Origin of the sequence: Microbacterium atlanticum (assembly GCF_015277815.1) — a bacterium.
Taxonomy (GTDB): Bacteria; Actinomycetota; Actinomycetes; order Actinomycetales; family Microbacteriaceae; genus Microbacterium; species Microbacterium atlanticum.
On record NZ_CP063813.1, the window covers coordinates 3106471 to 3130057 of the forward strand.

Annotated in this window: 20 protein-coding genes; 11 read left to right on the forward strand and 9 right to left on the reverse strand. The window is 70.9% G+C overall.

Features of this window, described 5'->3' with window-relative positions; genetic code table 11:
* Positions 1 to 118: 118 nt before the first annotated feature.
* The gene (locus IR212_RS14330; protein WP_475591206.1) at positions 119 to 1207 is read left to right on the forward strand and encodes a DNA polymerase IV; all 1089 of its coding nucleotides are present in this window, start codon (positions 119 to 121) and stop codon (positions 1205 to 1207) included.
* A gap of 501 nt (positions 1208 to 1708) precedes the next feature.
* Here the strand turns inward: IR212_RS14330 and IR212_RS14335 are convergent.
* Together IR212_RS14335 and IR212_RS14340 are read right to left on the reverse strand one after the other, a co-directional pair.
* A complete protein-coding gene (locus tag IR212_RS14335) occupies positions 1709 to 3361 on the reverse strand; it encodes an FAD-dependent oxidoreductase (RefSeq protein ID WP_194396547.1) in 1653 nt (550 codons plus the stop codon).
* A gap of 17 nt (positions 3362 to 3378) precedes the next feature.
* Complete coding sequence (locus IR212_RS14340; protein ID WP_194396548.1) at positions 3379 to 3723, reverse strand: UBP-type zinc finger domain-containing protein; 345 nt, start codon at positions 3721 to 3723, stop codon at positions 3379 to 3381.
* 104 nt (positions 3724 to 3827) lie between these two features.
* Here IR212_RS14340 and IR212_RS14345 point away from each other — a divergent pair, with 104 nt between their 5' ends.
* Positions 3828 to 5972: a penicillin acylase family protein gene (locus tag IR212_RS14345; protein ID WP_194396549.1), complete on the forward strand. Its 2145-nt coding sequence runs from the start codon at positions 3828 to 3830 to the stop codon at positions 5970 to 5972.
* Positions 5973 to 5975: 3 nt separating this feature from the next.
* Here the strand turns inward: IR212_RS14345 and IR212_RS14350 are convergent, their stop codons facing one another.
* Positions 5976 to 7190 carry an ROK family protein gene (locus IR212_RS14350; RefSeq protein WP_194396550.1) on the reverse strand — a complete coding sequence of 405 codons (1215 nt, stop codon included), beginning with the start codon at positions 7188 to 7190 and terminating at the stop codon, positions 5976 to 5978.
* A gap of 115 nt (positions 7191 to 7305) precedes the next feature.
* On the opposite strand from IR212_RS14350, the gene IR212_RS14355 reads away from it, so the two are divergent.
* From IR212_RS14355 to IR212_RS14370, 4 genes are all read left to right on the forward strand, one after another.
* Complete coding sequence (locus IR212_RS14355) at positions 7306 to 8574, forward strand: ABC transporter substrate-binding protein (protein WP_194396551.1); 1269 nt, start codon at positions 7306 to 7308, stop codon at positions 8572 to 8574.
* Between the two features lie 23 nt (positions 8575 to 8597).
* The gene (locus IR212_RS14360) at positions 8598 to 9530 is read left to right on the forward strand and encodes a carbohydrate ABC transporter permease (RefSeq protein ID WP_194396552.1); all 933 of its coding nucleotides are present in this window, start codon (positions 8598 to 8600) and stop codon (positions 9528 to 9530) included.
* A 95-nt stretch (positions 9531 to 9625) separates the two neighbouring features.
* On the forward strand, positions 9626 to 10447 hold the full coding sequence (locus tag IR212_RS14365) for a carbohydrate ABC transporter permease (protein WP_228479575.1): 822 nt from the start codon (positions 9626 to 9628) through the stop codon (positions 10445 to 10447).
* Between the two features lie 67 nt (positions 10448 to 10514).
* A complete protein-coding gene (locus IR212_RS14370; protein WP_420488624.1) occupies positions 10515 to 12197 on the forward strand; it encodes a glycoside hydrolase family 13 protein in 1683 nt (560 codons plus the stop codon).
* Positions 12198 to 12265: 68 nt separating this feature from the next.
* On the opposite strand, the gene IR212_RS14375 is transcribed toward IR212_RS14370, so the two are convergent.
* Entirely contained in the window at positions 12266 to 13255 is a 990-nt protein-coding gene (locus tag IR212_RS14375; protein ID WP_194396554.1) for an NADP-dependent oxidoreductase, read from the reverse strand.
* A 105-nt stretch (positions 13256 to 13360) separates the two neighbouring features.
* Complete coding sequence (locus IR212_RS14380) at positions 13361 to 15247, reverse strand: amylosucrase (RefSeq protein ID WP_194396555.1); 1887 nt, start codon at positions 15245 to 15247, stop codon at positions 13361 to 13363.
* Between the two features lie 140 nt (positions 15248 to 15387).
* On the opposite strand from IR212_RS14380, the gene IR212_RS14385 reads away from it, so the two are divergent.
* Both IR212_RS14385 and dinB read left to right on the forward strand, forming a co-directional pair.
* Positions 15388 to 15837, forward strand: a complete 450-nt coding sequence (locus tag IR212_RS14385) for a pyridoxamine 5'-phosphate oxidase family protein (RefSeq protein WP_194396556.1) — start codon at positions 15388 to 15390, stop codon at positions 15835 to 15837.
* Between the two features lie 70 nt (positions 15838 to 15907).
* Positions 15908 to 17104: a DNA polymerase IV gene (gene dinB / locus IR212_RS14390; RefSeq protein WP_194396557.1), complete on the forward strand. Its 1197-nt coding sequence runs from the start codon at positions 15908 to 15910 to the stop codon at positions 17102 to 17104.
* Positions 17105 to 17157: 53 nt separating this feature from the next.
* On the opposite strand, the gene IR212_RS14395 is transcribed toward dinB, so the two are convergent.
* Both IR212_RS14395 and IR212_RS14400 read right to left on the reverse strand, forming a co-directional pair.
* Positions 17158 to 17655, reverse strand: a complete 498-nt coding sequence (locus tag IR212_RS14395; RefSeq protein WP_228479341.1) for a flavodoxin family protein — start codon at positions 17653 to 17655, stop codon at positions 17158 to 17160.
* Positions 17656 to 17804: 149 nt separating this feature from the next.
* Complete coding sequence (locus IR212_RS14400) at positions 17805 to 19475, reverse strand: alkaline phosphatase D family protein (RefSeq protein ID WP_194396558.1); 1671 nt, start codon at positions 19473 to 19475, stop codon at positions 17805 to 17807.
* 119 nt (positions 19476 to 19594) lie between these two features.
* On the opposite strand from IR212_RS14400, the gene IR212_RS14405 reads away from it, so the two are divergent.
* Positions 19595 to 20062, forward strand: a complete 468-nt coding sequence (locus tag IR212_RS14405; RefSeq protein WP_228479342.1) for an SDR family NAD(P)-dependent oxidoreductase — start codon at positions 19595 to 19597, stop codon at positions 20060 to 20062.
* Positions 20063 to 20138: 76 nt separating this feature from the next.
* On the opposite strand, the gene IR212_RS14410 is transcribed toward IR212_RS14405, so the two are convergent.
* Together IR212_RS14410 and IR212_RS14415 are read right to left on the reverse strand one after the other, a co-directional pair.
* Positions 20139 to 20615 (reverse strand): DUF6326 family protein, encoded by a 477-nt coding sequence (locus tag IR212_RS14410; protein WP_194396560.1) that lies wholly within the window; start codon positions 20613 to 20615, stop codon positions 20139 to 20141.
* Between the two features lie 95 nt (positions 20616 to 20710).
* Positions 20711 to 21751 carry an NAD(P)-dependent alcohol dehydrogenase gene (locus IR212_RS14415; RefSeq protein WP_228479343.1) on the reverse strand — a complete coding sequence of 347 codons (1041 nt, stop codon included), beginning with the start codon at positions 21749 to 21751 and terminating at the stop codon, positions 20711 to 20713.
* Between the two features lie 82 nt (positions 21752 to 21833).
* Between IR212_RS14415 and IR212_RS14420 the strand changes: the two genes are divergently transcribed.
* Entirely contained in the window at positions 21834 to 22532 is a 699-nt protein-coding gene (locus IR212_RS14420) for a TetR/AcrR family transcriptional regulator C-terminal domain-containing protein (RefSeq protein WP_237684552.1), read from the forward strand.
* A gap of 158 nt (positions 22533 to 22690) precedes the next feature.
* Complete coding sequence (locus IR212_RS14425) at positions 22691 to 23584, forward strand: DUF808 domain-containing protein (protein ID WP_194396561.1); 894 nt, start codon at positions 22691 to 22693, stop codon at positions 23582 to 23584.
* Positions 23585 to 23587: the final 3 nt, after the last annotated feature.

A 23587-nucleotide genomic window follows, 5' to 3' on the forward strand; every position in this document is an offset into this window, starting at 1 on the left:
GGCGGCGGGCGGCACGGGGTTGACGGCCGAGCCCGCGGAGAGGTACGGACGCCGGATGCCTCGCGCCCGCGAACCCGGCCTAGTCTCGTCTCATGCACGGGTCTTCGGAGGCGGGTTCGTGAGCGACGGCGGGCGGTCGGCGGACCGATGGGTGCTGCACGTCGATCTGGACCAGTTCATCGCGGCGGTCGAGGTGCTGCGCACCCCCGATCTCGCCGGCAGACCGGTGATCGTCGGCGGCCGGGGCGATCCCACCGAGCGCGCGGTGGTGTCGACGGCGTCGTACGAGGCACGGCAGTACGGGGTGGGATCCGGGATGCCGCTGCGCATCGCCGCACGCAAGGTTCCGGATGCCGTCATCCTTCCGGTCGACGCGCCCGCGTACCTCGCCGCGTCCGAGGAGGTCATGGCGACGCTGCGCGCGCAGCCCGGTGCGGTGGTGCAGGTGCTCGGGTGGGACGAGGCGTTCGTCGGCGTCGCCGCGCAGGATCCCGAGGGGTACGCACGCCGGCTGCAGGCGGCGGTGCTCGAGCGCACGCGGCTGCACTGCAGCGTCGGCATCGGCGACACACTGGTGCGCGCCAAGAACGCCACCGACTTCGGCAAGCCGCGGGGCGTCTTCCGTCTGACCGCGGACAACTGGCTCGACGTGATGGGCGACAAGCCGACGATCGCCCTGTGGGGCGTCGGCTCCAAGGTCTCCAAGCGGCTCGCGCTGCTCGGGGTCACGACGGTCCGCGAGCTCGCCGTCGCCGACACCGACGCGCTGGCGAGTGAGTTCGGGCCGAAGATGGGGCCGTGGTACCGCCAGCTCGGTCGCGGCGACGGGTCCGCAGTCGTCGACGACACGCCGTGGGTGGCGCGCGGGCACAGCAAGGAGACGACGTTCCAGGTCGACATCGTCGATCCCCACGACATCGAGCGCGAGGCTCGCCGCCTCCTCGACGAGGTGCTCGATGAGGTGGCATCCGACGATCGCCCTGTCGTGGGACTCGGCCTCAAGGTGCGCTACGCGCCCTTCCTCACGAAGACGTTCACGAAGAAGATCCCGGCGACGTCCGACCGCGCGGTCGTCGTGGCGCGGGCGCTCGAGCTCGTCGCGAAGATCGATCCGGGCCGTCCCATCCGCCTGCTCGGCGTGCGCGCCGAGATGGCGATGCCCGACGACGCACGGGAGGGTCACACTCCGACGCGCAGCGGCTGGTAACCGCGGGCCACCGCGGCCGCGCCGACGCCGTCTCGAGGCAAGGCGTTTCGGCCGAGACCGGGGACGCCGCCCCTCAGCTCGGCCGAGACGCCCGGTCTCGGGGCTGAGGGAGGTCGACGAACCCTCCGGTCGGCGGGGAGGCCCGGTCTCGCCGCGCAGCCCGGGTCACGCCAGCCGGCGCGGCTCGAGGCAAGGGATTCCGGCCGAGACCGAGGACATCGCTCCTCAGCTCGGCCGAAACGCCCTGTCTCGCCGCGGAGTGCGAGCCGGCGACCCCTCGGCTCGGCGAGCACGCCGCGTCTCGCCGCGCAGCCCGGGTCACGCCAGCCGGCGCGGCTCGAGGCAAGGGATTCCGGCCGAGACCGGGGACGTCGCTCCTCTGCTCGGCCGAAACGCCCTGTCTCGGCGCTCGGCGCGGGCCGGCGCGGGCCGGCGAGCGCCGGCGCGGGCCCGGGGGCCAGCGCGGGTCCGCCGGGCCAGCGCGGCCCGCGGAGGGTGCGCTCAGCGCAGGTCCGCGAGCGCGCGGTGCACCGACGCGACAGCGCTGGAGCCCTCGCCCACGGCGGCGGCCACGCGCTTCATGGATCCGCGGCGCACGTCGCCGGCGGCGAACACGCGCGGCACCGACGTCTCGAAGGGCAGCGGCTCGCGCCCCAGCCCCTGCCAGCGCTGGAGCGACTGCACCGACACGTCGGTGCCGGTCCGCAGGAACCCGTCGGCGTCGCGATCCAGCTCGGCGAGCCACGACGTCGCGGGCTCGGCGCCGATGAAGCAGAAGAGGCCCTTCGCGTCGACGTCGCCGATCGAGTCGATGCGCACGCGCTCGAGGGACGACGAGCCCTCGAGGCCGACCACGCGCGACCCGGTGTGCACGGCGACCCTCGGCTCCTCGAGGAGCCGGTCCACCAGGTACGACGACATCCGCGTGCCGAGGTCGGACCCGCGCACCACGAGGTGCACGGGGCAGCCGTTGGCGGCGAGGTAGAGCGATGCCTGGCCGGCGGAGTTCGCCCCGCCGACGACTACCACCGGCGACTCGAGCACCTGCCGCAGCTCGAGCGGCGTCGCCGCGTAGTAGATCCCCGCTCCCTCGAACTCGTTCCAGCGGTCGAGATCGAGCGTGCGGTAGGCGGCTCCGGAGGTGACGATCGCGGTGCGGGCACGGATGACGCGACCGTCGGTCAGGGTGATGTCGAGGTCGTCCCCCGCGGCGCGCAGGTCGACGGCCTCGCACGGCGCGTACACGCGGACTCCGAACTTCAGTGCCTGGAGCGATGCCTGGCCGATGAGGTCGCCGCCGCTGACGCCGAACGGGAACCCGAGGAAGTTCTCGATGCGCGAGGTGGCTGCGGCCTGCCCGCCCGGCGCGACCGCGTCCAGCAGCACCGTGCTCAGTCCCTCGGAGGCGCCGTAGATCGCGGCGGCGAGCCCCGCCGGTCCCCCGCCGATCACCACCAGGTCGACGACCTCGTCGCCGCGCGCCTGGTAGCTGAGCCCCAGCCTCTCCGCCACGGCGCCGGGGGTGGCCCGCGGCATCGGCGCGCCCTGGATGAACGCGACCGGAAGGTCGTCGAGCGTGATGCCGTGCTCTCCGAGCGGGCCGAGGTCGCCGGGCGGCAGCTCGATCGCGGTGTGGACCAGGTCGACGCGCTCGGCGAACCGGCGAAGCGTCATGAACTCGCGCGACGAACGCGGGCCGACGAGCTTCAGCGTGAGGGCAGCGGGTCCCCGGCGGAGCATCTCGCGGCGGGCCCACAGTGCGTGCAGCACGATGTCGCACAGCTCGTCGTCCTCCGCCATGAGCAGTCGCAGCTGGGCACGGCTGACCCGCAGCATCCGCCCCCCGGCCGAGGCGCGCGCCGACAGGAACGCGCCCTGACCGTTGAGCAGCCCGAGCTCGCCCACGAAGCTGCGCGGGCCCATCCGCCCGATCGACGTCTCGCCCACCCAGCCGAACGAGACGCGCACCAGCTCGATCTCGCCGGACTCGACGAGGATCAGGTCGTAGTCCAGGTCTCCGGCCTCGAACAGGTACTCGCCCTCGGCGACCTCCTGCGGCTCTCCGAACGCCCGCAGGCGGCTCCACTGCGCGTCGGTGAGCGGCGGCCTCATCATCCGCTCGAGGTCGGTCTGCGTCACACTCGAACCACCCATGGCAAGGCCCCTCGTCGTCAGTGGATCAGAAGTCGCCAGTCGGCCGGCACCCGGCCCGCGGGACCGGGCGAAGGCTGGCTGAGCGGACGAGCTTCCGGCGGCGCGAGCGGCGGGCCGTCCACGTAATCCCCGGCCATGTAGTCCCAGAACCAGGTCTCCCCCGGCTCGAAGCTGCGCGCGTAGCGGTGCCCGCTGGAGCGGAAGTGGGCCGTCGCGTGCTGTGCGGGCGAGGTGTCGCAGCATCCGATCTCTCCGCACACCGCGCACCGCCGCAGGTGCACCCACCAGCCGCCGACGGCGTCGCAGTCGGCGCAGCCCTCTCCGGAGGGCGGCAGAGTGGGATCGATCTCGTTCAGGCTCATGCGCCTGCCCTTCTCGCACGGTCGTCGGGGCCGATGCTAACGCCCCTCCTCGCCGTCGCGGCCGGTTCGCCCCCGCCAGACGGACGCTGTGCCAGTCTGACGGCATGGCAGAGGTCTTCCGGGACGAGCTCGGCGTCCCCCATATCCGCGCCTCGGACGTCGGCGACCTCGCCGAGGCGCAGGGCGAGGTGACCGCGCGGGATCGCGGCTGGCAGATCGAGGTCGCCCGGCTGCGCGCGTCGGGCCGCATCTCGGAGCTGATCGGGCAGGCGGGAGTGGCGTGGGACGTCTTCGCGCGACGTGCGCGCCTGGACGACACGGCTCGCCGGGCGTTCGCGGCGCTCGACGCGGACACCGCCGAGTTCGTCCGCCGCTACGCCGCAGGGGTCCGCCGGGGAATGGCGACGTCCGGCGGCTCGGCCGCCGAGTTCGCGACCTTGGATACGGCGTTCCACGAGGCCCGGCCCCTCGAGCCGTGGGAGGACCACGATCCCCTCGGGGTGCTGCATGCGGCCCATGCGCTGTTCTCGCCGCTTCCGCTGCTGCTGTGGCGCGAGCACGTGGCCGCGACGCTCGGCGACGACTGGGTCGACGTCTTCGCCGGATTCGGCGACGACGGCGACTCCGGGGAAGACGGCACGCCGACCTCGGGCAGCAACGCGTGGGCGCTGCACGGATCGAGGACGGACAGCGGGATGCCGCTCCTCGCGGGAGACCCGCACCGCACGTTCGAGCTGCCCGGCGTGTACCAGCAGGTGCGGCTGGCCTGCGACGAGTTCGACGTCGTCGGCCTCACGTTCCCCGGGGTGCCCGGCGTGCAGCACTTCGGCCACACCGGCGAGGCCGCGTGGGGCGTGACGAACGCGATGGCGCACAGCGTCGACGTGTTCCGCGAGCGGCTGCGCCCGACCGAGGACGGGTACGACTCCCTCGGCCCGCGGGGCTGGCGCCCCGCCGACGTGCGGCGCTCGCTGGTGCGGGTTCGTGGAGCCGAGGCGGTCGAGGTCGAGGCGATCGAGACCGAGCGCGGCACGGTGGTGTCGGAGCTGAGCCGACGCGACGGCGAGCTCGTCGGCTGGAGCGTGCGCCTTCCCGCGCGGGCGGGCGCCGACGTGGGGGCCCGGGCGCTGCTGCCGCTGCTGCGCGCGCGCACCGCCGTCGAGGTGATCGGCGCCTTCTCGTCGTGGGTGGACCCGGTGAACCGCGTCCTGGCGGCCGATCGCACCGGCGTCGTGCTCTCGGCCACCGTCGGCGCGACGCCCGATCGGCCGCCCGGCCGGCGCCGGCGGGCATTCGACGGCGCCACGGTGGATCCGGCCCCGAACCGGCCGGCCGTCCCGGCCGTGGAGGTGACCGACAGCGTCGTCGACGCCAACGAGCGCCCCTCCGATCCGCGCATCGACCTGGGCTGGGCCTACCCGCCGCCGCACCGCGCGTCGCGCATCCGCCACCTTCTCGCCGAGCGGCGGCCTCGCGCGGTCGCCGAGTTCGCCGCGGTCTGGGGCGACACCGCAGGAGGCTCCCTGATGGCCGGTCTCCTCGCCGCTGTCCGCCCGGACGACCTGTCGCCCGCCGCCGCGGCGGCGCTCGACGAGCTGCGCGCGTGGGACGGGCGGATGGATGCCTCCTCCGCTGACGCCGGCCGCTACGGCGCCTGGCGGTCCGGCGTCGCCCGCCGCGTCGCCGCGCATCCGGCGCTGGCCCCGCTCCGCGCCCCGCACCCGTTCGGCCGCGTGTTCGACGCGTGGGTCGGCGCGGATGTCCAGGTGCCCGCTGCGCTGCCGCGTCTGCTGCGGCATCCGGCCCTCGCGCCGGAGATGCCGTCGATCGTCACCGAGGCGTGGGAGGAGGCATCCGTCGCGCCCGCGTGGGGCGAGATGCACCGGCTGCTGCCGACGCATGCGCTCGCCGGCGTCCCGGGCGTCATGGCTCCGGGGGCGGGGCTCGACATCCCGATGTCGGGAGACGGCGAGACGGTGCGGTGCACCGGCTCCACCTCGGGCGTCACCGAGCGCAGCTGGCGGGGCTCGGTCGCGCGCTGGGCGTGGGACCTGGCGGACCGGGAGCAGAGCCTGTGGAGCGTCCCGTTCGGCGCCTCGGGGCACCCGGGATCGCCGCACTTCGCCGACCAGCTGGACGACTGGGCGGGCGTCCGACCGGCGCGGGTGGTTACCGAGTGGGCGCGGCTCCGCCCCGATTCCGACGCCGGCGCACCAACGGCCGCAGGCGCCGGCGGAGCCGCCGGCTGACGGTCAGGACCCCGCGAAAGCCGGGAGGTCGAGCGCCCCCTCGCGGGCCGTCTCGATCGCCGCGTGCACCGCGCCCAGCGAGACGATGTCGGCGCCGAGCGTCGAGGCCACCACCTCGGGGACAGGCAGGTCGAGCTCGCGCGGGAGTGCGGCGCGCGCGGCCTCGATCACGGGGCCGGCGCCTTCGGCGACCGCGCCCGAGACGATGATGCGGCGCGAGTCGAAGAAGCTGCCGAGCACGCCGGCCACCACGGCGAGCGTCTCGCCGACCTGCCGCGCGATCGCGAGCGCCGCCTCGTCGCCCCCCGCCGCCAGCGTCAGCACCGCCTTTCCGTCGATCCTGGCGTCCGCGAGCCGTCGCAGCGCGCTGCCGGCGGGCACGGCGCCCGCGGCGAGCGCCTCGCGCGCCAGGGCTGCGGCGCGATAGCCGAGGCCCCAGGCGCCCTCGACGCCTGCGACGTGGTCGAACGCCACCATCTCGGCCGCCCCGCCGTGCGCACCCCGGAGCAGCCGGCCGTCCACCCACACGCCGGCGCCGAGGCGGTCGCCCGCGAGGAGCGTGACGAAGTCGTCGTATCCGACCGCCGCCCCGACGGTGCGCTCGGCGACCGCGGCCAGCGACGCGTCGTTCTCGACGCGCACCAGCGGCGCCCACGCCCCGAAGAGCCCGGCGAAGTCGGGGTTCATGCGCCGCCAGAAGTCGTCGCGGTGGGGCGGCGAGGCGCCTGCGCGGTCGACCGGCGCCGGCACGCCGACGCACAGGGCCGCCACGGCGGACCGCCCGCGCCCCGCCGAAGACAGCGCCTCGTCGACGACCCGTGCGGCGTCGCGCCGCCGGGCCTCGGCGGAATCCTCCTCGGGAGCCACGTCGAGGTGGCGCACCGAGAGGCCCCCGCCGCGGAGGTCGGCCACGGTCGCCGTGAGGTGGGCACGGCCCGCATCCAGTCCCACGACGCAGGCGGCGTCCGAACGGAACGCGAACCGGCGGGCAGGGCGCCCCTTGCGGTAGTCCCCGGCGGCCCTCGCGTTGGGCAGTTCGGCCAGGAGGCCACGCCGGACGAGTTCGTCGACGACGTCGATGGCCGTCGACCGGGTCAGCCCGGTGCTCTCGATCACATCGGACGAGGTGAAGGCCTCGGCATCCCACGCGAAGCCGAGCACCGCGTCCAGGCTCGCCCGACGCAGCGTCGTCGGCGTCAGCAGGGATTGTGAAGTCAAGGCCTTGACCTTTCGTGGGCTCCTTCTGCATTATGGACGACAACAATTTGATTCGACGGCTAAATCTAATCATCGAACCAATGCGACCCTCGACCCCACGGAGAAGGACAACGTCGTGCCTGCAGCATCCGTCATCGTCCGCCGCGCCTGCGCAGCGGCCGCCGCCCTCGCGATCGCCGGCTCCACGCTCGTCGCGTGCGCCGGCGCAGCATCGGGTCCCGCCGAGGTGAGGTTCCACCTCAGCAAGCCCGAGGCCATCCCGTACTTCCGGGACCTCATCAAGGAGTACAACGCCAGCCAGGACGAGGTCGAAGTCGTCTTCGACACCTCCTCGAACCTGCAAGCGGGGTTTCTCCGCGGAAACCCGCCCGACCTCGGGCTGCTCAACTACAACATGGAGATGGCGCGCTTCATGGAGCGCGGCGCCCTCAGCGACCTCAGCGACATGCCGGAGGCCGACCGCATCCTGCCCGAGGTGCAGGATCTCGTCGACCAGTACGCCACCTACCCCGGCCGCACCAGCGTGCTGCCGTACTCGGTGATGGCGGCGTCCGTCATCTACAACAAGCGCATCTTCGAGGAGCAGGGGCTCGAAGTGCCCACCACGTGGGATGAGCTCATCGCCGTCTGCGACGCCCTCCAGGCCGCCGGGATCACGCCGTTCTACGCCACCTTCAAGGATCCGTGGACCGTCGGGCAGGGGTGGTTCGACTACACGGTGGGCGGCGAGATCGACGTGGCCGAGTTCTACGAGCAGATGAACGAGCTCGGCACGGAGGTCGGTCCCAACTCTCCCGTGTCGTTCCAGAAGACGATGCTGGACCCGGTCGAGCGGATGGTGCAGCTCACCGAGAACTACGTCAACGAGGATGCCGCCAGCCGCGGCTACGGCGACGGCAACCTCGCCTTCGCCAAGGAGGAGGCGGCGATGTACCTGCAGGGGCCGTGGGCCTTCGGCGAGATCGACAAGACCAACCCCGACCTCGACCTCGGCACCTTCCCGCTGCCGATGACCGACGACCCCGCCGACAACAGGGTGCGCGTGAACATCGACCTCGCCGCGTGGATCCCCGAGGCGTCCGACCAGAAGGAGGGGGCGCGGGACTTCCTGAGCTACCTCTTCCAGAAGGAGGTCATGGACGAGTACAACGCGGCCTTCCTCGGCTACGGCACCACGACCGACTCCGCCCCCGTCACCGACGAGCGCATCCTCGGGATGAAGGAGTATTACGACGCCGCGCAGTTCTACCAAGGCGCCTCGAAGGCGATCCCGCTGACCATCCCCACCGACAACTACATGCAGGGCATCGTGACCGGCGCCGACCCCGAGCGCACGCTCGCGAGGCTCGACGCCGACTGGGCCCGCCTGGCGCTGCGCCAATAGCGCGACACGAGAGGAACGCACTCATGGCAACCACCACGGCCGCCGTCACGGCGCCGAAGACGGACCGGCGCTCCGGCGCGGCGACGATGCCGCGCACGCGCCGCAAGGTGGACGGGGTCTACTACCTCTTCCTCCTGCCCGCGCTGATCCTGTTCACGCTGGCGATCACGATCCCCGCGGTCATCGGCATCTTCTTCAGCTTCACCAACTCGATCGGATTCGGGGACTGGGAGTTCGTCGGCATCATCAACTACATCGCCGTCTTCACCGACCCGGCGATCCTGCAGAGCTACCTGTTCACGTTCGGCTTCGCCGCCGTGACCGTCGTCGTCGTCAACGTCCTCGCCTTCCTCCTCGCGGTCGGGCTGGTGTCGCGGGTGCGGCTGAAGACGGGGCTGCGGACCATCTTCGTGATCCCGATGGTGATCTCGGGCATCATCATCGCCTACGTCTTCAACTTCCTGTTCTCCAACTCCGTGCCCACGCTCGGCCAGCTGTGGGGCATCGGGTGGCTGAGCGAGAGCATCCTCGCCAACCCCGACCTGGCCTGGATCGCGATCGTCATCGTCACCGCGTGGCAGGCGATCCCCGGCACGCTCCTCATCTACATCGCCGGGCTCCTGTCGATCCCCGGCGACGTGTACGAGGCGGCCGACATCGACGGCGCCGGCAAGTTCCAGCAGCTGACGCGCATCACGCTGCCGCTCGTCGCCGGCTACGTCGTGATCAACCTGATCATCGGCTTCAAGGACTTCCTCAACGCCTACGACATCATCGTCGGCCTCACCAACGGCGGCCCGGGCACCGCGACGCGCAGCATCGCGATGACGATCTTCACCGGCTTCTCGGGCGGCGACTACGCCTATCAGATGGCCAACGCGACGATCTTCTTCCTCATCGCGCTCAGCCTGGCCCTCCTCCAACTCCGTCTCACTCGCGGAAGGAACGTGTTCTGATGACCACGCAGCCCGCCCTCGCTGTCGAGGACATGACCGCCGAGCGCGTGCTCGCCGGCGACGAAGCCCGGAAGCCCGCCCGCTCCCGGTTCGCAATGGAGCGCGTCAACTGGCCGGGGACCATCGTGCTCGCCCTCTGCGCCATCACGGTGCTCGTCCCGCTGTACGTGACGGTGATGATGGCGTTCAAGACGCAGTCGCAGGCCGTCGACGGCAACGCCTTCACGTGGCCGTCGCCGTGGAGCATCGAGGGATTCGTCACGGCGTGGGAGCTGACGAACTTCCCGCGCGCGTTCCTCATCTCGCTGCTGATCACCGTCTTCACGGTGGGCGGCACGATCATCCTTGCGGCGCTCGCCTCGTTCGCGATCTCGCGCAACTGGGACCACAAGCTGTTCCGGTACTCGTTCTACTACCTGCTCGCGGCGATGTTCCTGCCGTTCCCGGTGGTGGCGCTCCCGCAGATCCAGCTGACGGGCCTCACCGGTCTCGACAACCCCGCCGGCGTGATCCTCCTGAAGATCATGTTCCAGCTGAGCTTCAGCATCCTGCTCTTCACGGCGTTCCTGCGCTCGATCCCCGCCGAGCTGGAGGAGAGCGCGCGCATCGACGGCGCCAGCACCAACCAGACGTTCTGGCGGCTGATCTTCCCGCTGCTCGCCCCCATGAGCGCCACCGTCGGCATCTTCGCCTTCCTGGCCTCGTGGAACGACTTCATGATGCCGTCGCTCATCATCTCCGACCCGGCGCTGCAGACGCTGCCGGTGGTGCAGAACATCTTCCAGACGCAGTTCAGCAACAACTACAACGTCTCGTTCGCCTCGTACCTGATGGCGATGGCGCCGGCCATCATCGTCTACCTCTTCACCCAGCGATGGGTCGTGGAGGGCGTCACCCAGGGTGCCGTGAAGGGCTGAGCCCGCGGCATCCCGTCATCCCACCCGACAAGGAACACCCGAAAGGAAACGCGTCCCCGTGACGACTGTGCACTCCGCACCCCTGACCAACAAGCTCAACGACCTCGAGCTGCCCGCCTGGTGGCGGCAGGCGGTGGTCTACCAGGTGTATCCGCGAAGCTTCGCGGATGCGAACGGCGACGGCATCGGCGACATCAAGGGCGTCACCTCGCGCGTGCCGTATCTGAAAGAGCTCGGCGTCGACGCGGTCTGGCTGAGCCCGTTCTACCCGTCGGCGCTGGCGGACGGCGGCTACGACGTCGCCGACTACCGCGACGTCGACCCGCGGCTGGGCACGCTCGACGACTTCGACGAGATGCTGGCGGCGCTGCACGCGGCGGGCATCAAGGTCGTCGTCGACATCGTCCCGAATCACACCTCCGACCAGCACGCATGGTTCCAGGAGGCTCTCGCGGCGGGGCGCGGCTCGGCCGCCCGGGCGCGGTACATCTTCCGCGACGGCACGGGCCCCGACGGGTCCGAGCCGCCCGCCGACTGGGTGTCGGTGTTCGGCGGATCGGCGTGGGAGCGCGTGGCCGACGGGCAGTGGTACTTCCACAACTTCGCCAAGGAGCAGCCCGACCTCGACTGGTCCAATCCCGAGGTGCGCGCCGACTTCGTCACCACGCTGCGCTTCTGGTCGGACCGCGGCGTCGACGGCTTCCGCATCGATGTCGCCCACATGCTCACGAAGGATTTCGTCGACCCGCTCCCGTCGCAGGCGGAGCTGGACGCCATGCCCCGTGACGGCAACCACCCGATGATCGACCGCGACGACGTGCACGAGGTGTACGCCGAGTGGCGCGAGGTGTTCGACTCGTACGACCCGCCGCGCACCGCCGTGGCCGAAGCGTGGGTCGAGCCGTCGCGCATCCCGCTGTACGCGCGCGCCGAGAGCCTGGGCCAGGCGTTCAACTTCGACCTGCTCGAGGCCGACTTCGATGCCGGGCAGTTCCGCCGCATCGTCGGCGACAACCTCGCCCTCGCCGAGAAGTCGGGATCCTCGACGACCTGGGTGCTGTCGAACCACGACGTGGTGCGCCACGCGACCCGGTACGGCCTGCCCGACGCCGAGCGCGACGAGAAGGGCCGGCCGACGCGCAAGCACGGGAACGAGTGGCTGCTCTCCGGCGGAACCACGCCGGCACTCGACAAGGAGCGGGGCCTGCGGCGCGCCCGAGCGGCATCGCTGTTCGTCCTCGGGCTGCCGGGGTCGGCGTACGTCTATCAGGGCGAGGAGCTGGGCCTGCACGAGGTCGCGTCGATCCCCGACTCCGCGCGCCAGGACCCGACCTTCTTCCGCAGCCCCGGCGAGGACATCGGACGGGACGGATGCCGCGTCCCGCTGCCATGGTCGGCAGCAGGCTCCTCGTTCGGCTTCGGCGACGGCGGGGCGCACCTGCCGCAGCCCGATTGGTTCGGCGAGCTCGCCGTGTCGGTGCAGGACGGCGACCCGACCTCGACGCTGGCGCTCTACCGCCAGGCGCTCGCTCTGCGCCGCCTGGTGCAGACCGACGAGTCCCTGGAGTGGATCGACACCGGCCGCGACGACGTGCTGGCGTTCCGCAGGCCGAACGGCTGGACCGTCGTGACGAACTTCGGGGAGGCGCCGTACGCCCTCGATGGACGGGGCGCCAGGTCGCTGTCGAGCCAGCACTTCGAGGGCGACCAGCTGCCGGGTGAGACGACCGTCTGGATCACCGGGGCCTGAGCCAGGGGCGACGGATGCCGCGGCAGCGAGGTCCGCGGCATCCGTTCCCTGCTCCTGCGTCCCCGGGATCAGGGCATCCGCTCGAACACCTCGCGCGCGCGCAGGGTTCGCACCCGGGTGACGGGACGGGTGGCCAGGACGATCTTCCCCCGGGCGTGCAGCTTGGCGAGGTCCTCGAACGCGTCCACGATGTCGTCGATGGGATACAGCCCCGACACGAGCAGCCGGAACGCGCCCGCGCCGGCGAGGTCGACGACCTTCTGCAGCACGCTCGTCGCCTGGGCGACGGATTCCGGGTCGTCGCGGAGCAGCCGCAGCTCCACCTCGCGCCGGTCTGCGCTGGAGCGGTAGCGCTCGGCGGGAACGCCGAGCGCCTCGGCCACCTGTCGGCCATCCTTGCCGTAGTTGTCGATGTACGCCGTGACCGGCCGCCCCGCGGCCCGCCGGATGCGCTCGGCCATGCCGTCGTCATAGCTCACGGGGATGATGCCGAGCTGTCGCAGGTAGTCGAAGTTGCGGGCGCCGCAGGTGCCGATGACGCGAGCGCCGCGGTGCTTGGCGATCTGCGCCTCGATGCTGCCGACGCCGCCCGCGGCCGCCGAGATCACCACCGTGTCGGACGCGCCGATCCGCAGGTCGTCGAGCGTCTCGAGCGCCGTGGCGCCGGCGAGGAACAGCCCTCCGGCGACCTCCCACTCCAAGCCCCGGGGCTTGGGCACCAGCTGGGCCTCGGGGAGGACGACGTGGCTCGCGTGCGCACCGGTCCGGGTGTGCCCGACGACGTCGGCCCCGACGCGGAATCGGGTCACTCCCGGACCGACCGCGCGGACGATCCCGGCGAGATCGCACCCGGACGCGCGCGGCCAGGGGTCATCGCGCCAGGTGTCCTCCTTGCCGTTGCGCAGGAAGGCGTCCATGTGGTTGATCGCCGTCGAGATCACCTCGACCAGCACTTCGCCCGGCCCGGGCGTCGGCAGCGGGTGCAGATGGCGCTTGAGCACGTCTGCGTCGCCGTAGTGGGTGTAGCGGTAGGTGAAGGCCTCCGTCGGTGCTCTCATCGCGATCCCCTTCGCAGCTCTGCGCGCGGCCCAGTGCGGGTCTCGAAGGGTTGTTCCGCCCGCGGCACGCGAATGGATGCAGGCGAATGGAAGTCGGCCGGCCTGTCACCGGATCACGACGCGATGCCACACCACCTCATGGGCGGCGAGCACCAGGCCGTCACGCAGCGAGACGGCACGGCCGCCGATGAGGTCGCGCGCGTCCGGGTCGAGGCCGGAGAGCGTCAGCGCATCGACTTCCACCGGATGATCGCCGACGTTGGCGAGCACGAGGATCGCGGAGTCCGGGCCGGGGCGGAGGAATCCGACGACATGGTCGTCGTGTGCGTCGAACGGCCGGAGCTCGTTCCCGGCGAGTTCGGGGGCGTCGCGACGGGCTGAGATCAGCGTCGTCAGGCGCGCGAAGACGCGGCCCGCGGCGGTGCGGGGATCGTTCCTTCGGGCGTACTCGCGCTCGGGCCGGTGCGGCCGGTGCACCCATCGGCTGTCTCCGGCTTGAGCGGGGTCGTCCTCGTACGAGTAGTCGTTGAGCTGCGCCACCTCGTCGCCGAGGTAGAGGAGGGGGATGCCTCCGGTCGAGAGGGCGAGCGCGTGCGCGAGGACCACGCGATCCTCGCCGCCGTCGTCACCGGCCTCGATACCCGCCAGCGACGCCGTCGTGCCGGTCACCCGGGCATCGCCGGTGCGCGGGTTCTCCTGGAACGGCACCCCCCTCGCGAACGATCCGGGAGCCCGCCCGACGTAGAAGTCGTTGAGGAACCTGCGGTGCGGGTAGCCGTCGATGCCGAACTCCGCGGCGTCCTCGTCGGCGAACGTCCAGCCGATGTCGTCGTGGCTGCGCACGTAGTTCACCCACGCCGTGCCGTCGGGCAGCGCGTGCCGGCGCTCGAGCGCTTGCTGCAGCATCCGCCCGTCGCGCGTCGCCAGGGCCTCCCAAGTGAGCGCCATCTGAAGCGGGTTGTACGACAGCTGACACTCGTCGGGTGAGATGTACTCGGCCACCTCGTCGGGGTGCACGATCGCCTCGGACTTGAACAGCAGGCTCGGGGCGGCCATGCGCAGCACCGCGTTGAAGGCCTGCAGCAGCAGGTGGGCCTCCGGCAGGGACTCGCACGCCGTGCCGAACCGCTTCCAGATGAAGGCCACCGCGTCCATCCGCAGCACCTCGACGCCCTGGTTGGCGAGGAAGAGCATCTCGCCGGCCATCGCCTGGAAGACGGCGGGGTTGGCGTAGTTGAGATCCCACTGGAAGGAGTAGAAGGTCGCCCAGATCCACCGGCCGTCCGGCAGCTGCACGAACGAGCCGGGATGGTCGTCGGGGAAGATCTCGCGCGTGGTCCGCTCGTACGCGTCGGGCAGGGTGCGGTCGGGGAAGATCAGGTAGAAATCCTCGTAGCCGGCTACGCCGGCGACGGCCTTGCGGGCCCATTCGTGCTCGTTGCTCGTGTGGTTGAAGATGAAGTCGACGACGAGCGAGATCCCCGCCTCGCGCAGCTCCGCGGCGAGGTCGGCGAGCTCCGCCATCGAACCGAGCCTGGGGTTCACCCGTCGGTAGCTGGAGACGGCGTAGCCGCCGTCGCTGTTGCCCTCCGGACTCTCGAAGAGCGGCATCAGGTGCAGATACGTCAGCCCCAGCTCGCGGAAGTACGGGATGCGCTCGCGGATGCCGGCGAGGCCGCCGCCGTACCGGTCGACGTAGCAGACGCCGCCGAGCATGCGCTGCGACTGGAACCAGTCCGGACGCCGCTCCCGCTCCCGATCCAGCTCCTTGAGCGGCTCGGGCCGGGCATGCCACGACTCCGCGGCGAGCGCCACCACCGACCGGAGCCGGTCGAGCGCGTCCGGGCGGTCGCCGTAGAGGCGCCCGAACAGTCCGTGGAGGCGGGGCAGGTGCCGGCGGACACGGTCGAGGAACTCCGCCTCGGCACCGGCACCCGCCAGATCGTCGAGGATTCCGGCGACATCGGCGGCTTCGTCAGCGAGGGTGGACACGATGCCCACTCTGGCGCACCCGGTGCCGCGCGGTCCATACGCGGGTGCCGTTCGAGGTGACACGACGTCCGTGGCGACATCCAGGGGCGGAGCGAGTACAAAGGAAGCGAGAAGCGGACGAGATCGGCGGTGATGGCGTCATGCAGGATACGAACGATGCGGTCGTGACACTCAGCGAGGAGCGCTGCTGGAACCTCCTTGCCCGACGCGAACTCGGCCGCCTCGCGCTGGACGCCGACGGCGAGCCCGACATCTTTCCGGTGAACTATGTGACCGACGGATCGCGCATCCTGTTCCGCACCGCGCCGGGTTCGAAGCTCGCCACGCTGGCCACGAGCCCGCGCGTGGCGTTCGAGGTCGACGAGTACGACGACACCTTCGCGGCGAGCGTCATCGTCAAGGGGGTGGCCGAGCGCCTGGAGCGCCAGCGTGACATCGACGCGGCGGACGCGCTGCCGCTGCGGCCGTGGATCCCGACGCTCAAGTACCGCTGGGTGCGCATCACGCCGACGCAGATCAGCGGCCGATGGTTTCAGAGGACTGCTGAGCCGGACCGCTATCGGGCGTCGGCGGACGACCACACGACGTGACCGCGCACCTCCCGGTGTCCGCCGTCGGTGCGACGATTCGCACGACGGACGAGCGGCGGGAGGCGAGGGCATGCGGGGCGAGGCGACCGTGCTGCACGCGGACCTCGACGCCTTCTACGCCTCGGTCGAGCAGCGGGACGCGCCGGCGCTGCGCGGGCGGCCGGTGATCGTCGGCGGCGGGGTCGTGCTCGCCGCCAGCTACGAGGCGAAGGCCCGCGGGGTGCGCACCGCGATGGGAGGCCGCCAGGCGCGTGACCTCTGCCCGGACGCGATCGTCGTACCGCCCCGCATGGAGGCGTACTCGGCCGCGAGCAAGGCGGTCTTCGCCATCTTCCGCGACACGACGCCGCTGGTGGAGGGACTGTCGATCGACGAGGCGTTCCTCGAGGTGGGCGGGCTGCGCCGGCTGGCCGGCACTCCGGAGCAGATCGGGGTGCGCCTGCGTGAGCGGGTGCGCGCCGAGGTGGGGCTCGCGATCTCGGTCGGGGTCGCCCGCACGAAGTTCCTCGCCAAGGTGGCGAGCGCGGTGAGCAAGCCCGACGGGCTGCTGGTCGTCGAGCCCGAGCGGGAGCAGGCGTTCCTCCTCCCCCTCCCCGTCGAACGGCTGTGGGGCGTGGGGGCAGCGACCGCCGCGAAGCTGCACGGCCTGGGGATCCACACCGTCGGCGAGCTCGCCGAGCTCCAGGCGTCGACCGCCGAGCGGCTCCTCGGCCGGGCCGCCGGAGCCCACCTTCACGCGCTGGCGCGGCTGCGCGATCCCCGACCCGTCGACACCACGAAGCGCCGCGGATCGATCGGCTCGCAGCGGGCGCTCGGCACCCGTCCCCGTTCCGCCGACGAGCTCGACGTGATCCTCACCCAGATCGTCGACCGGCTCGCGCGCCGGCTGCGCGACGGCGACCGGGTGTGCCGCACCGTCGTGCTGCGACTCCGGTACGGCGACTTCGGGAGGGCCACCCGCTCCCACACCGTCCGATCCCCCACCGACCGCACGACCGTGCTCCTCGCGGTGGCGCGCGCGCTGCTGGCCGCTGCGCAACCCGAGATCGACCGGCGCGGCATCACGCTGATCGGCGTCTCGCTGTCGCAGCTCGGCGGGGCCGACAGCATCCCACCCGAACTTCCCCTCGACTGGGACGACGGCGCCCGTCTCGATGTCGCACTGGACGCGGTGCGCACGCGGTTCGGCGCGGCCGCCGTCTCGCGCGCCGCGCAGCTGGGCCGCGATCCGGGCTGGTCGACGCCGCTGCTGCCCGAGCACGAGTGACGGGCGCCGATGCTCGCTGCGGTGGGGCGGGGGACGGATGCCGCGTCGGTCGGTCACCTCGTGGCCGCGAGCTCCTCACCCCAGCGGCGCGCCCGCTCCAGCTCGCCGTCGGCGACCGGGCCGGAGTAGCCGTGCACCCCGAACGTGTGCGGCTTCGCGGCCGGGCGGAAGCCGAGCGCGACGAGGCGCTTCATGGCCTTCTTCGCCGCCGACCCCGGCAGGCGGGGGCTGGTCACGCGGGTGTCGAACGTCGCGACCCTGATGTCGCGGCCGGGCGACGCCAGGGAAGCGATCCACTCCCGGATGCCTCGGCGCGGGATGTTCTCCGCGCCCTGCTGCTGCGCGGCCTCGCGCGTCTTGTCCGTCGACATCGAGAAGGCGTGTGTCGGCCCGCCGACGACCAGCAGATCGACGTCGTCCTCGAGCATCGCCGGCGCCGACACGGCGTCTACGACGTCGGTGGACTCGAGGCCGAGACCGGCGGCCACCTCTCGGGCGAGCTGCTCGGTGTTGCCCCACAGCGTCTCGAACACCACTACTGCATGCATCATGCCTCCTCGGCGCGGCGGGCTGGACGCTCCAGGCGCCGATCGCCTGGCCTCATCCTCGCCGCGCGCGCTCCGCTGCCAGGGGCCTTTCGTCCCGCGATCTCTCCGTCCTCCGGCTCGCAGAGGCGCACGAGGCGGGCTCGAGCAGCGGATCAGGACGACACGGCCGAGTCTCGCTTCGCAGGCACCGTGATGGACGCCACCTCCTCCAGCCGAGGACGGCTCTCGTCGCCGTCCTCGACGACGCCGGTGTGCCACGTCATCGTGAGCCCATCGGGTCTGTCTTCCAGGAGCGCGACGTTGTTGTCGAACCAGGGGCCCTTCACCGTCTTCCAGCGGAAGGGCGGGTCGGGCACTTTGGCGGAATGCGCCGCGGCTGCCCCAAGCGGCGTCGCTGCGCCATACGACATCACCACCGAGAACCAGCGCAGGAAGCGCGGCAGCGGGTTCCGCATCGGTGAGCAGACGGCCTGCACGATGCGGCTGCCGTGCTGCCGCTCGACCTCGGCCAGGTACGAGAAGTGCACATCCCCCGACAGGAAGGTCACGGTCTGCGGCGACGGGCCACGGTCGCCGTCGGCCACCTCCGTCGCGATCGCGGCCACCGCCTGGAAGCTGTTCTGGAAGGCCGCCCAGTGCTCCAGATCGAAGCCCCGCCGCAGTCGCTCGCCCACCCACGCGGCCGCGCGACCCCACGCGCCCTGAGCGATCGCCTCATCCCACGCCTCGACGTGGTGCAGACCCAGCGGCAGGAGGAACGGGAGCGAGGTGGCCACCAGCACGTGGCGGCATCCGCCCTGCATGTGCTCGTCGAACCACGTCAGCTCTCGGTCGTTCAGCAGCCCCCGGTCCGACGGGGTGAGGTCTCGCGCGACACGCGAGTCCAGGACGATCAGGCGGGTTCCCTCGAAGTCCCGCGAGTAGCTCCAGCGGTAGCTGCTCGGGTCGCTGTCGCAGCGATCGGCGAACGCGTCGAGGGCATCAGTCAGGTCGCGGGAGGCGTCGTCGCGGCGGGCGCAGACGGTCTGCCACATCTCGTCGGCGGCGCGCTCGCGGGGAGACAGGTTGCCGAGGTGCTGGTAGACCCAGTACGAGGCCAGGCCCGCGACGATGCGTTCGTGCCACCACGTGGTGGCCTGCATCTTCTTCTTCCAGTCGAGCGAGGCGTTCCAGTCGTCACGGATGTCGTGGTCGTCGAAGATCATCGCGGTCGGCACGCAGGACAACAGCCACCGGTTCGCGTCATCCGACCATGCCAGGCGGTACAGATGCGCGTACTCCTCGAAGTCCTTGAGCTCCTTCCCCGGCGGCTCGTGGATGTCGCGGCGGCTGCGGATGAACGCCTGCATGGCCTTGGTGGTCGAATCGGCGTACACCTGATCCCCGAGGAAGAGGAGCATCTCCGGCCGGTCTTGGCGACCGTCGGCCACCGCGAGGGCGAACGACCGCAACGAGTCCACGCCGTGGGTCCGGTTGCCCGAGCGGTCGTGGGGCACGCTGGTGCGGCACGATCCGAAGGCGATCTGAGACGGATGCCCCGGCGCGCGCGTGGTGATCACCGAAGCCGGATAGTCCGAGCCCGGATCAGGCCAGACCGTGCGCCCGTCGATCTCGACACGGTACGGCGAGACGCTCCCGGGCTCGAGCCCGTCGACTTCGACCAGTGCGTAATGGTGGCCGTGCACCGCGAAGGTGCGGGCCTCCCACGACCGTCCCCCGACGTGCGCGCTCACCAGACACTCGGACTGCGTCTCCACCCAGATGCTGGCCGACGTCTCGTCGACGTAGCGGAGCATCGGCCCCAGGATCAGCGGGGATGGCATGGACCCGTTCTACTCCGACGACACGCCACAACGCCACGGTGACGACAACGCGCTTCCTCCACCCCCGTCGCGGGCGGCCGAGATATTTATTCACCGGAATACAAATTCGCGGAGGGGCGTTGCAACAGGTCGACACCGACGCCCTCGAGGCGACCAGCGCCGACACGTGGGACCGTGTCGTGGCGGTCACCCAGACGAGTGTCTTCCTCGGCATGAAGGCGGCGGCCGAGGCGCTCAAGAAGCGAGGCAACGGCGCCGTCGTCAACATCAGCTCGATGTACGGCATCGTCGGCTCCGGCGTCAGCCCGGCCTACCACGCCGCCAAGGGGGCGGTGCGACTGCTCACCAAGACCACCGCGCTCGGGTGGGCCAAGGAAGGTGTGCGGGTCAACTCGGTGCACCCCGGGTTCATCGACACCCCCATCCTGGGCGACACCGATCGCGATCAGCTCGTGGCCGGCACGCCGATGGGCCGCCTGGGACGCCCGGAGGAGATCGCCGCGATCATCACGTTCCTGGCGAGCGACGACGCGAGCTTCGTGACCGGAGCGGAGTTCGTCGCCGACGGCGGCTACACCGCCGGATGACGCGCAGCGGGGTGGTCTGAGACCACCATGGCATTCCCGCAGCGGGCGCGCCGATCGACGGCGCGCCCGCTCCGGCTCACCGTCGAAGAGCGGTCATCGGGTGATCAGCGGCGACGCCAGAGGTGCGGGGCCATGCCCAGGCGGAGCGAAGGATGAAGGCCAGGAGCAGGACTTCGATGCCGATCGAGATGCCGTAGAAGGCGGCCCACTCCCAGGTCGCCCCTGCCGCGTTGAAGATCGAGTACGGGATGAGGAGCGATGCGACGACGAGGTTCGTGAGGCGGTTCACCTGAGCCGGCAGCGTGACGGAGAGGACCACCATCAGAGCCGGGATCGACACGGATACGAGGAAGATCGTCAGCAGTGTCGAGCTGATGTCGAACCGCCAGACGAGGCCGTTCAGGATGCCGTCGACGACGCCGGGCTTGTAGAAGTTGAGGATGTCGACGTACACGTAGAGGAACATGAAGGTGGTCCAGGCGGCGGCGAGCTTCAGCTGCACGGGGACCGTCCCGTTGTCGAGCGGGTTTGTGATCTCTGTTCTCGTGGTCATGGGTATCCCTTTCTTGAGGAGTGGTCCCTCCGCGATGGCTGGAGGTCGGACCGGGGGCGTGTTCGTGGATGGGGTCGTTCTCGTCGGACGGGGCGTCAGATGGTGACCACGACCTTTCCGCGGGCGTGCCCGGTCCCGACATAGCTGAGGGCTTCGGCTGCCTGGTCGAGCAGGTACGTCCGGTCGATAGCGGGCGTGACCTGCCCGGTCGCGAGGAGGTCGGCCAGGGTGAGCAGATCCTGGCGCTTCCCGACGGACGTGAAGGGCCGCAGTCTCTGACGCGTAAAGGCGGACAGCATGCGAGCCACGAGGATCCGGCCGAGGGGACCGATCCAGCGGCCGCCGCGACCACTGTTGGGAATGAGGGTGCCCGTCGGCGTCAGCGCCCGGCGGGAAGCCGCCAGGGGCTGGGCCTCCACACTGTCCAAGATGACGTCGTAGCGCTTCCCGATGCGGGTGAAGTCGGTCGCCGTGTAGTCGATGACGTGGTCTGCGCCGAGCGACCGGACCAGGTCAACATTGCGGGTGCTGCACACGCCCGTCACCTCAGCCTCGAACGCCTTCGCGATCTGGACGGCGAACGATCCCACCCCGCCCGACGCGCCCGTGATGAGCACCGTCTGACCCGGCTCGACGTTCGCGATGTCGCGCAACGCCTGCAGCGCCGTCATCGCCGAGGTGGGCACCGCTGCCGCATCCGCGGCCGACAGGCCGGCGGGGATCAATGCGACGTTGCCCGCCGGAACGCAGGCGTACTCGGCGAGCGCTCCGGTCGTGCCCCAGCCGAAGACCTCGTCGCCAGGGTGGAGGTCGATGACATCTTCCCCCACCGCCGCCACCACTCCGGAGAAGTCTCTGCCGGGGATGCCGTTGCGCGGTCGGTGGAGCCCGAACACCAGACGTACGAGGTAGGGCTGACCGGTCATGACGAAGTAGTCGCCGGGATGCACGGAGGCCGCCACCACGCGGACGAGCACCTCGTCGCGACCAGGGCGCGGCACCCCGATCTCGGTCACGCCCAGCACGGACGGCGGCCCGTACTCGCGCTGCACGACGGCGCGCATGGTCGTGGCGATGATCCGGCTCGTCGCTGACGCCACGTGGGCCGCGGCATCCGGTCGCTCTTCGATGTGCATGTGAAGCCTCTTCTCGCGTCTCGGGAGTTCGTACACTGTACGTCGTACGCTGTACTATCGCCGTACGCCGTACGATTGTCAAGTGCTGCAGGGGAGCGAGGAGACGATGTCTGCCGAGGAACACCGCCAGCGGGCCCCCGATGCGGGGTTGAGCAGGCAACGGGTCGTGGACGAGGCGATCCGGCTCGCCGACCGTGAGGGTGTCGCGGGTCTGAGCATGCGCCGGCTGGCCGGCACCCTCGGCGCCGGCGCGATGTCGCTCTACCACTACGTCGCGAGCAAGGAGGATCTGCTCGACGCCATGATCGACGTCGTCTTCGAGCAGATCGAACTGCCCCCTGAAGGCACGGATTGGCAGTCGGCACTGCGACAGCGAGCGATATCCGCCCGGCAGGTGCTCGCGCGCCACCCCTGGGCGAATGGCCTGATGGAGTCGCGGACCTCGCCGGGGCCCGCCAACCTCCGCCACCACGAAGCCGTCACCGCCTGCCTGCGAAGGGCCGGCTTCTCACCCTTGGCGGCGACCCATGCCAACTGGCTTCTCGACAGCTATGTGTACGGTTTCGCTCTCCAGACAGCCGGCCTGCCGTTCGACACCGCCGCTGAGCTCGCCGACATGACCGAGGACATCTATCTGCCTCAGCTTCCTCACGATGAGTTCCCGTACCTGAATGAGTCAGCCGCGGCGCTCGTCGCTGCCGGCTTCGACCCGGCTGAGGAGTTCATCTTCGGCCTCGACCTCGTCCTCGCCGCCCTCGAGCCGCTGCGGACCGCGACGTAGCGACGCCGGATCTCGGCGCCGTCGTGTCGGGTCGCCTGACAGCGCAGGATGAGTTCACCGAAACGCAACCCGTTTGTCGAGGCGTGCCGGCTGCATTAGCGTGCATGACGTCGAACGGCGCGCGCCGGCGTCGAGAGGTTCGAGGCGGAGGTCAGAGCATGTCGGTGGGTTTGCTCGCGGTGGTGGACGACATCCTCACCGCCGCCGTCAAAGCGAGCGCGAAGACCGCGGGCGTCGTGATCGATGACGCGGCCGTCACTCCGCAGTACGTGCAGGGGATCACCCCGGCGCGTGAGCTGCCGGTCGTCGGGAAGATCGCCCTCGGCAGTCTGGCCAACAAGTTCGTCATCATCATCCCCCTCGCACTGCTGCTCACCGCGTTCGCACCGTGGGTGCTGCCGTGGCTGCTCATCATCGGCGGCTCCTACCTGTGCTTCGAAGGCGCCGAGAAGGTCATGGAGTGGTTCGGGGCCCACCACGGCCCCGGTCAGGACGAGCCGAGGGACGAGCGCAAGCTGGTGTTCGGCGCGATCCGCACGGACCTGATACTCAGCACCGAGATCATGCTCATCTCGCTGGCCAGTCTCGACGCGGGCCTGGGCATCTGGATGACCCTCGGCGCTCTCACCGTGATCGCTCTGGCCATGACTCTGCTCGTCTACGGCGTCGTCGCACTGCTGGTGAAGATCGACGACGTGGGACTCGGGATGGCGCAGAGCCCGGTCGCCAGGGTGCGCACCACGGGCGAATCGATCGTGCGATCCATGCCGACCGTGTTCCGCATCATCAGTGTGATCGGCACGGTCGCCATGCTGTGGGTCGGGGGCCACCTGGTGATCGAGAATCTGGCGGAGACCTTCTGGTCGGGCCCGTACGACCTGCTGCATGTCGTGACGCACTGGGTGGAGTCGCTCGGGCCGGTTGTGGTGTGGGTCGTCGAGTCCGTGCTGTCCGGCTTGTTCGGTCTGGTCTACGGGTTGCTCATCGCGGGGATCGTATTCGCCGTGATGAGAATCCTGAAGCGCAAGGCGCCGGCCGGCGCTGCGCATTGACGA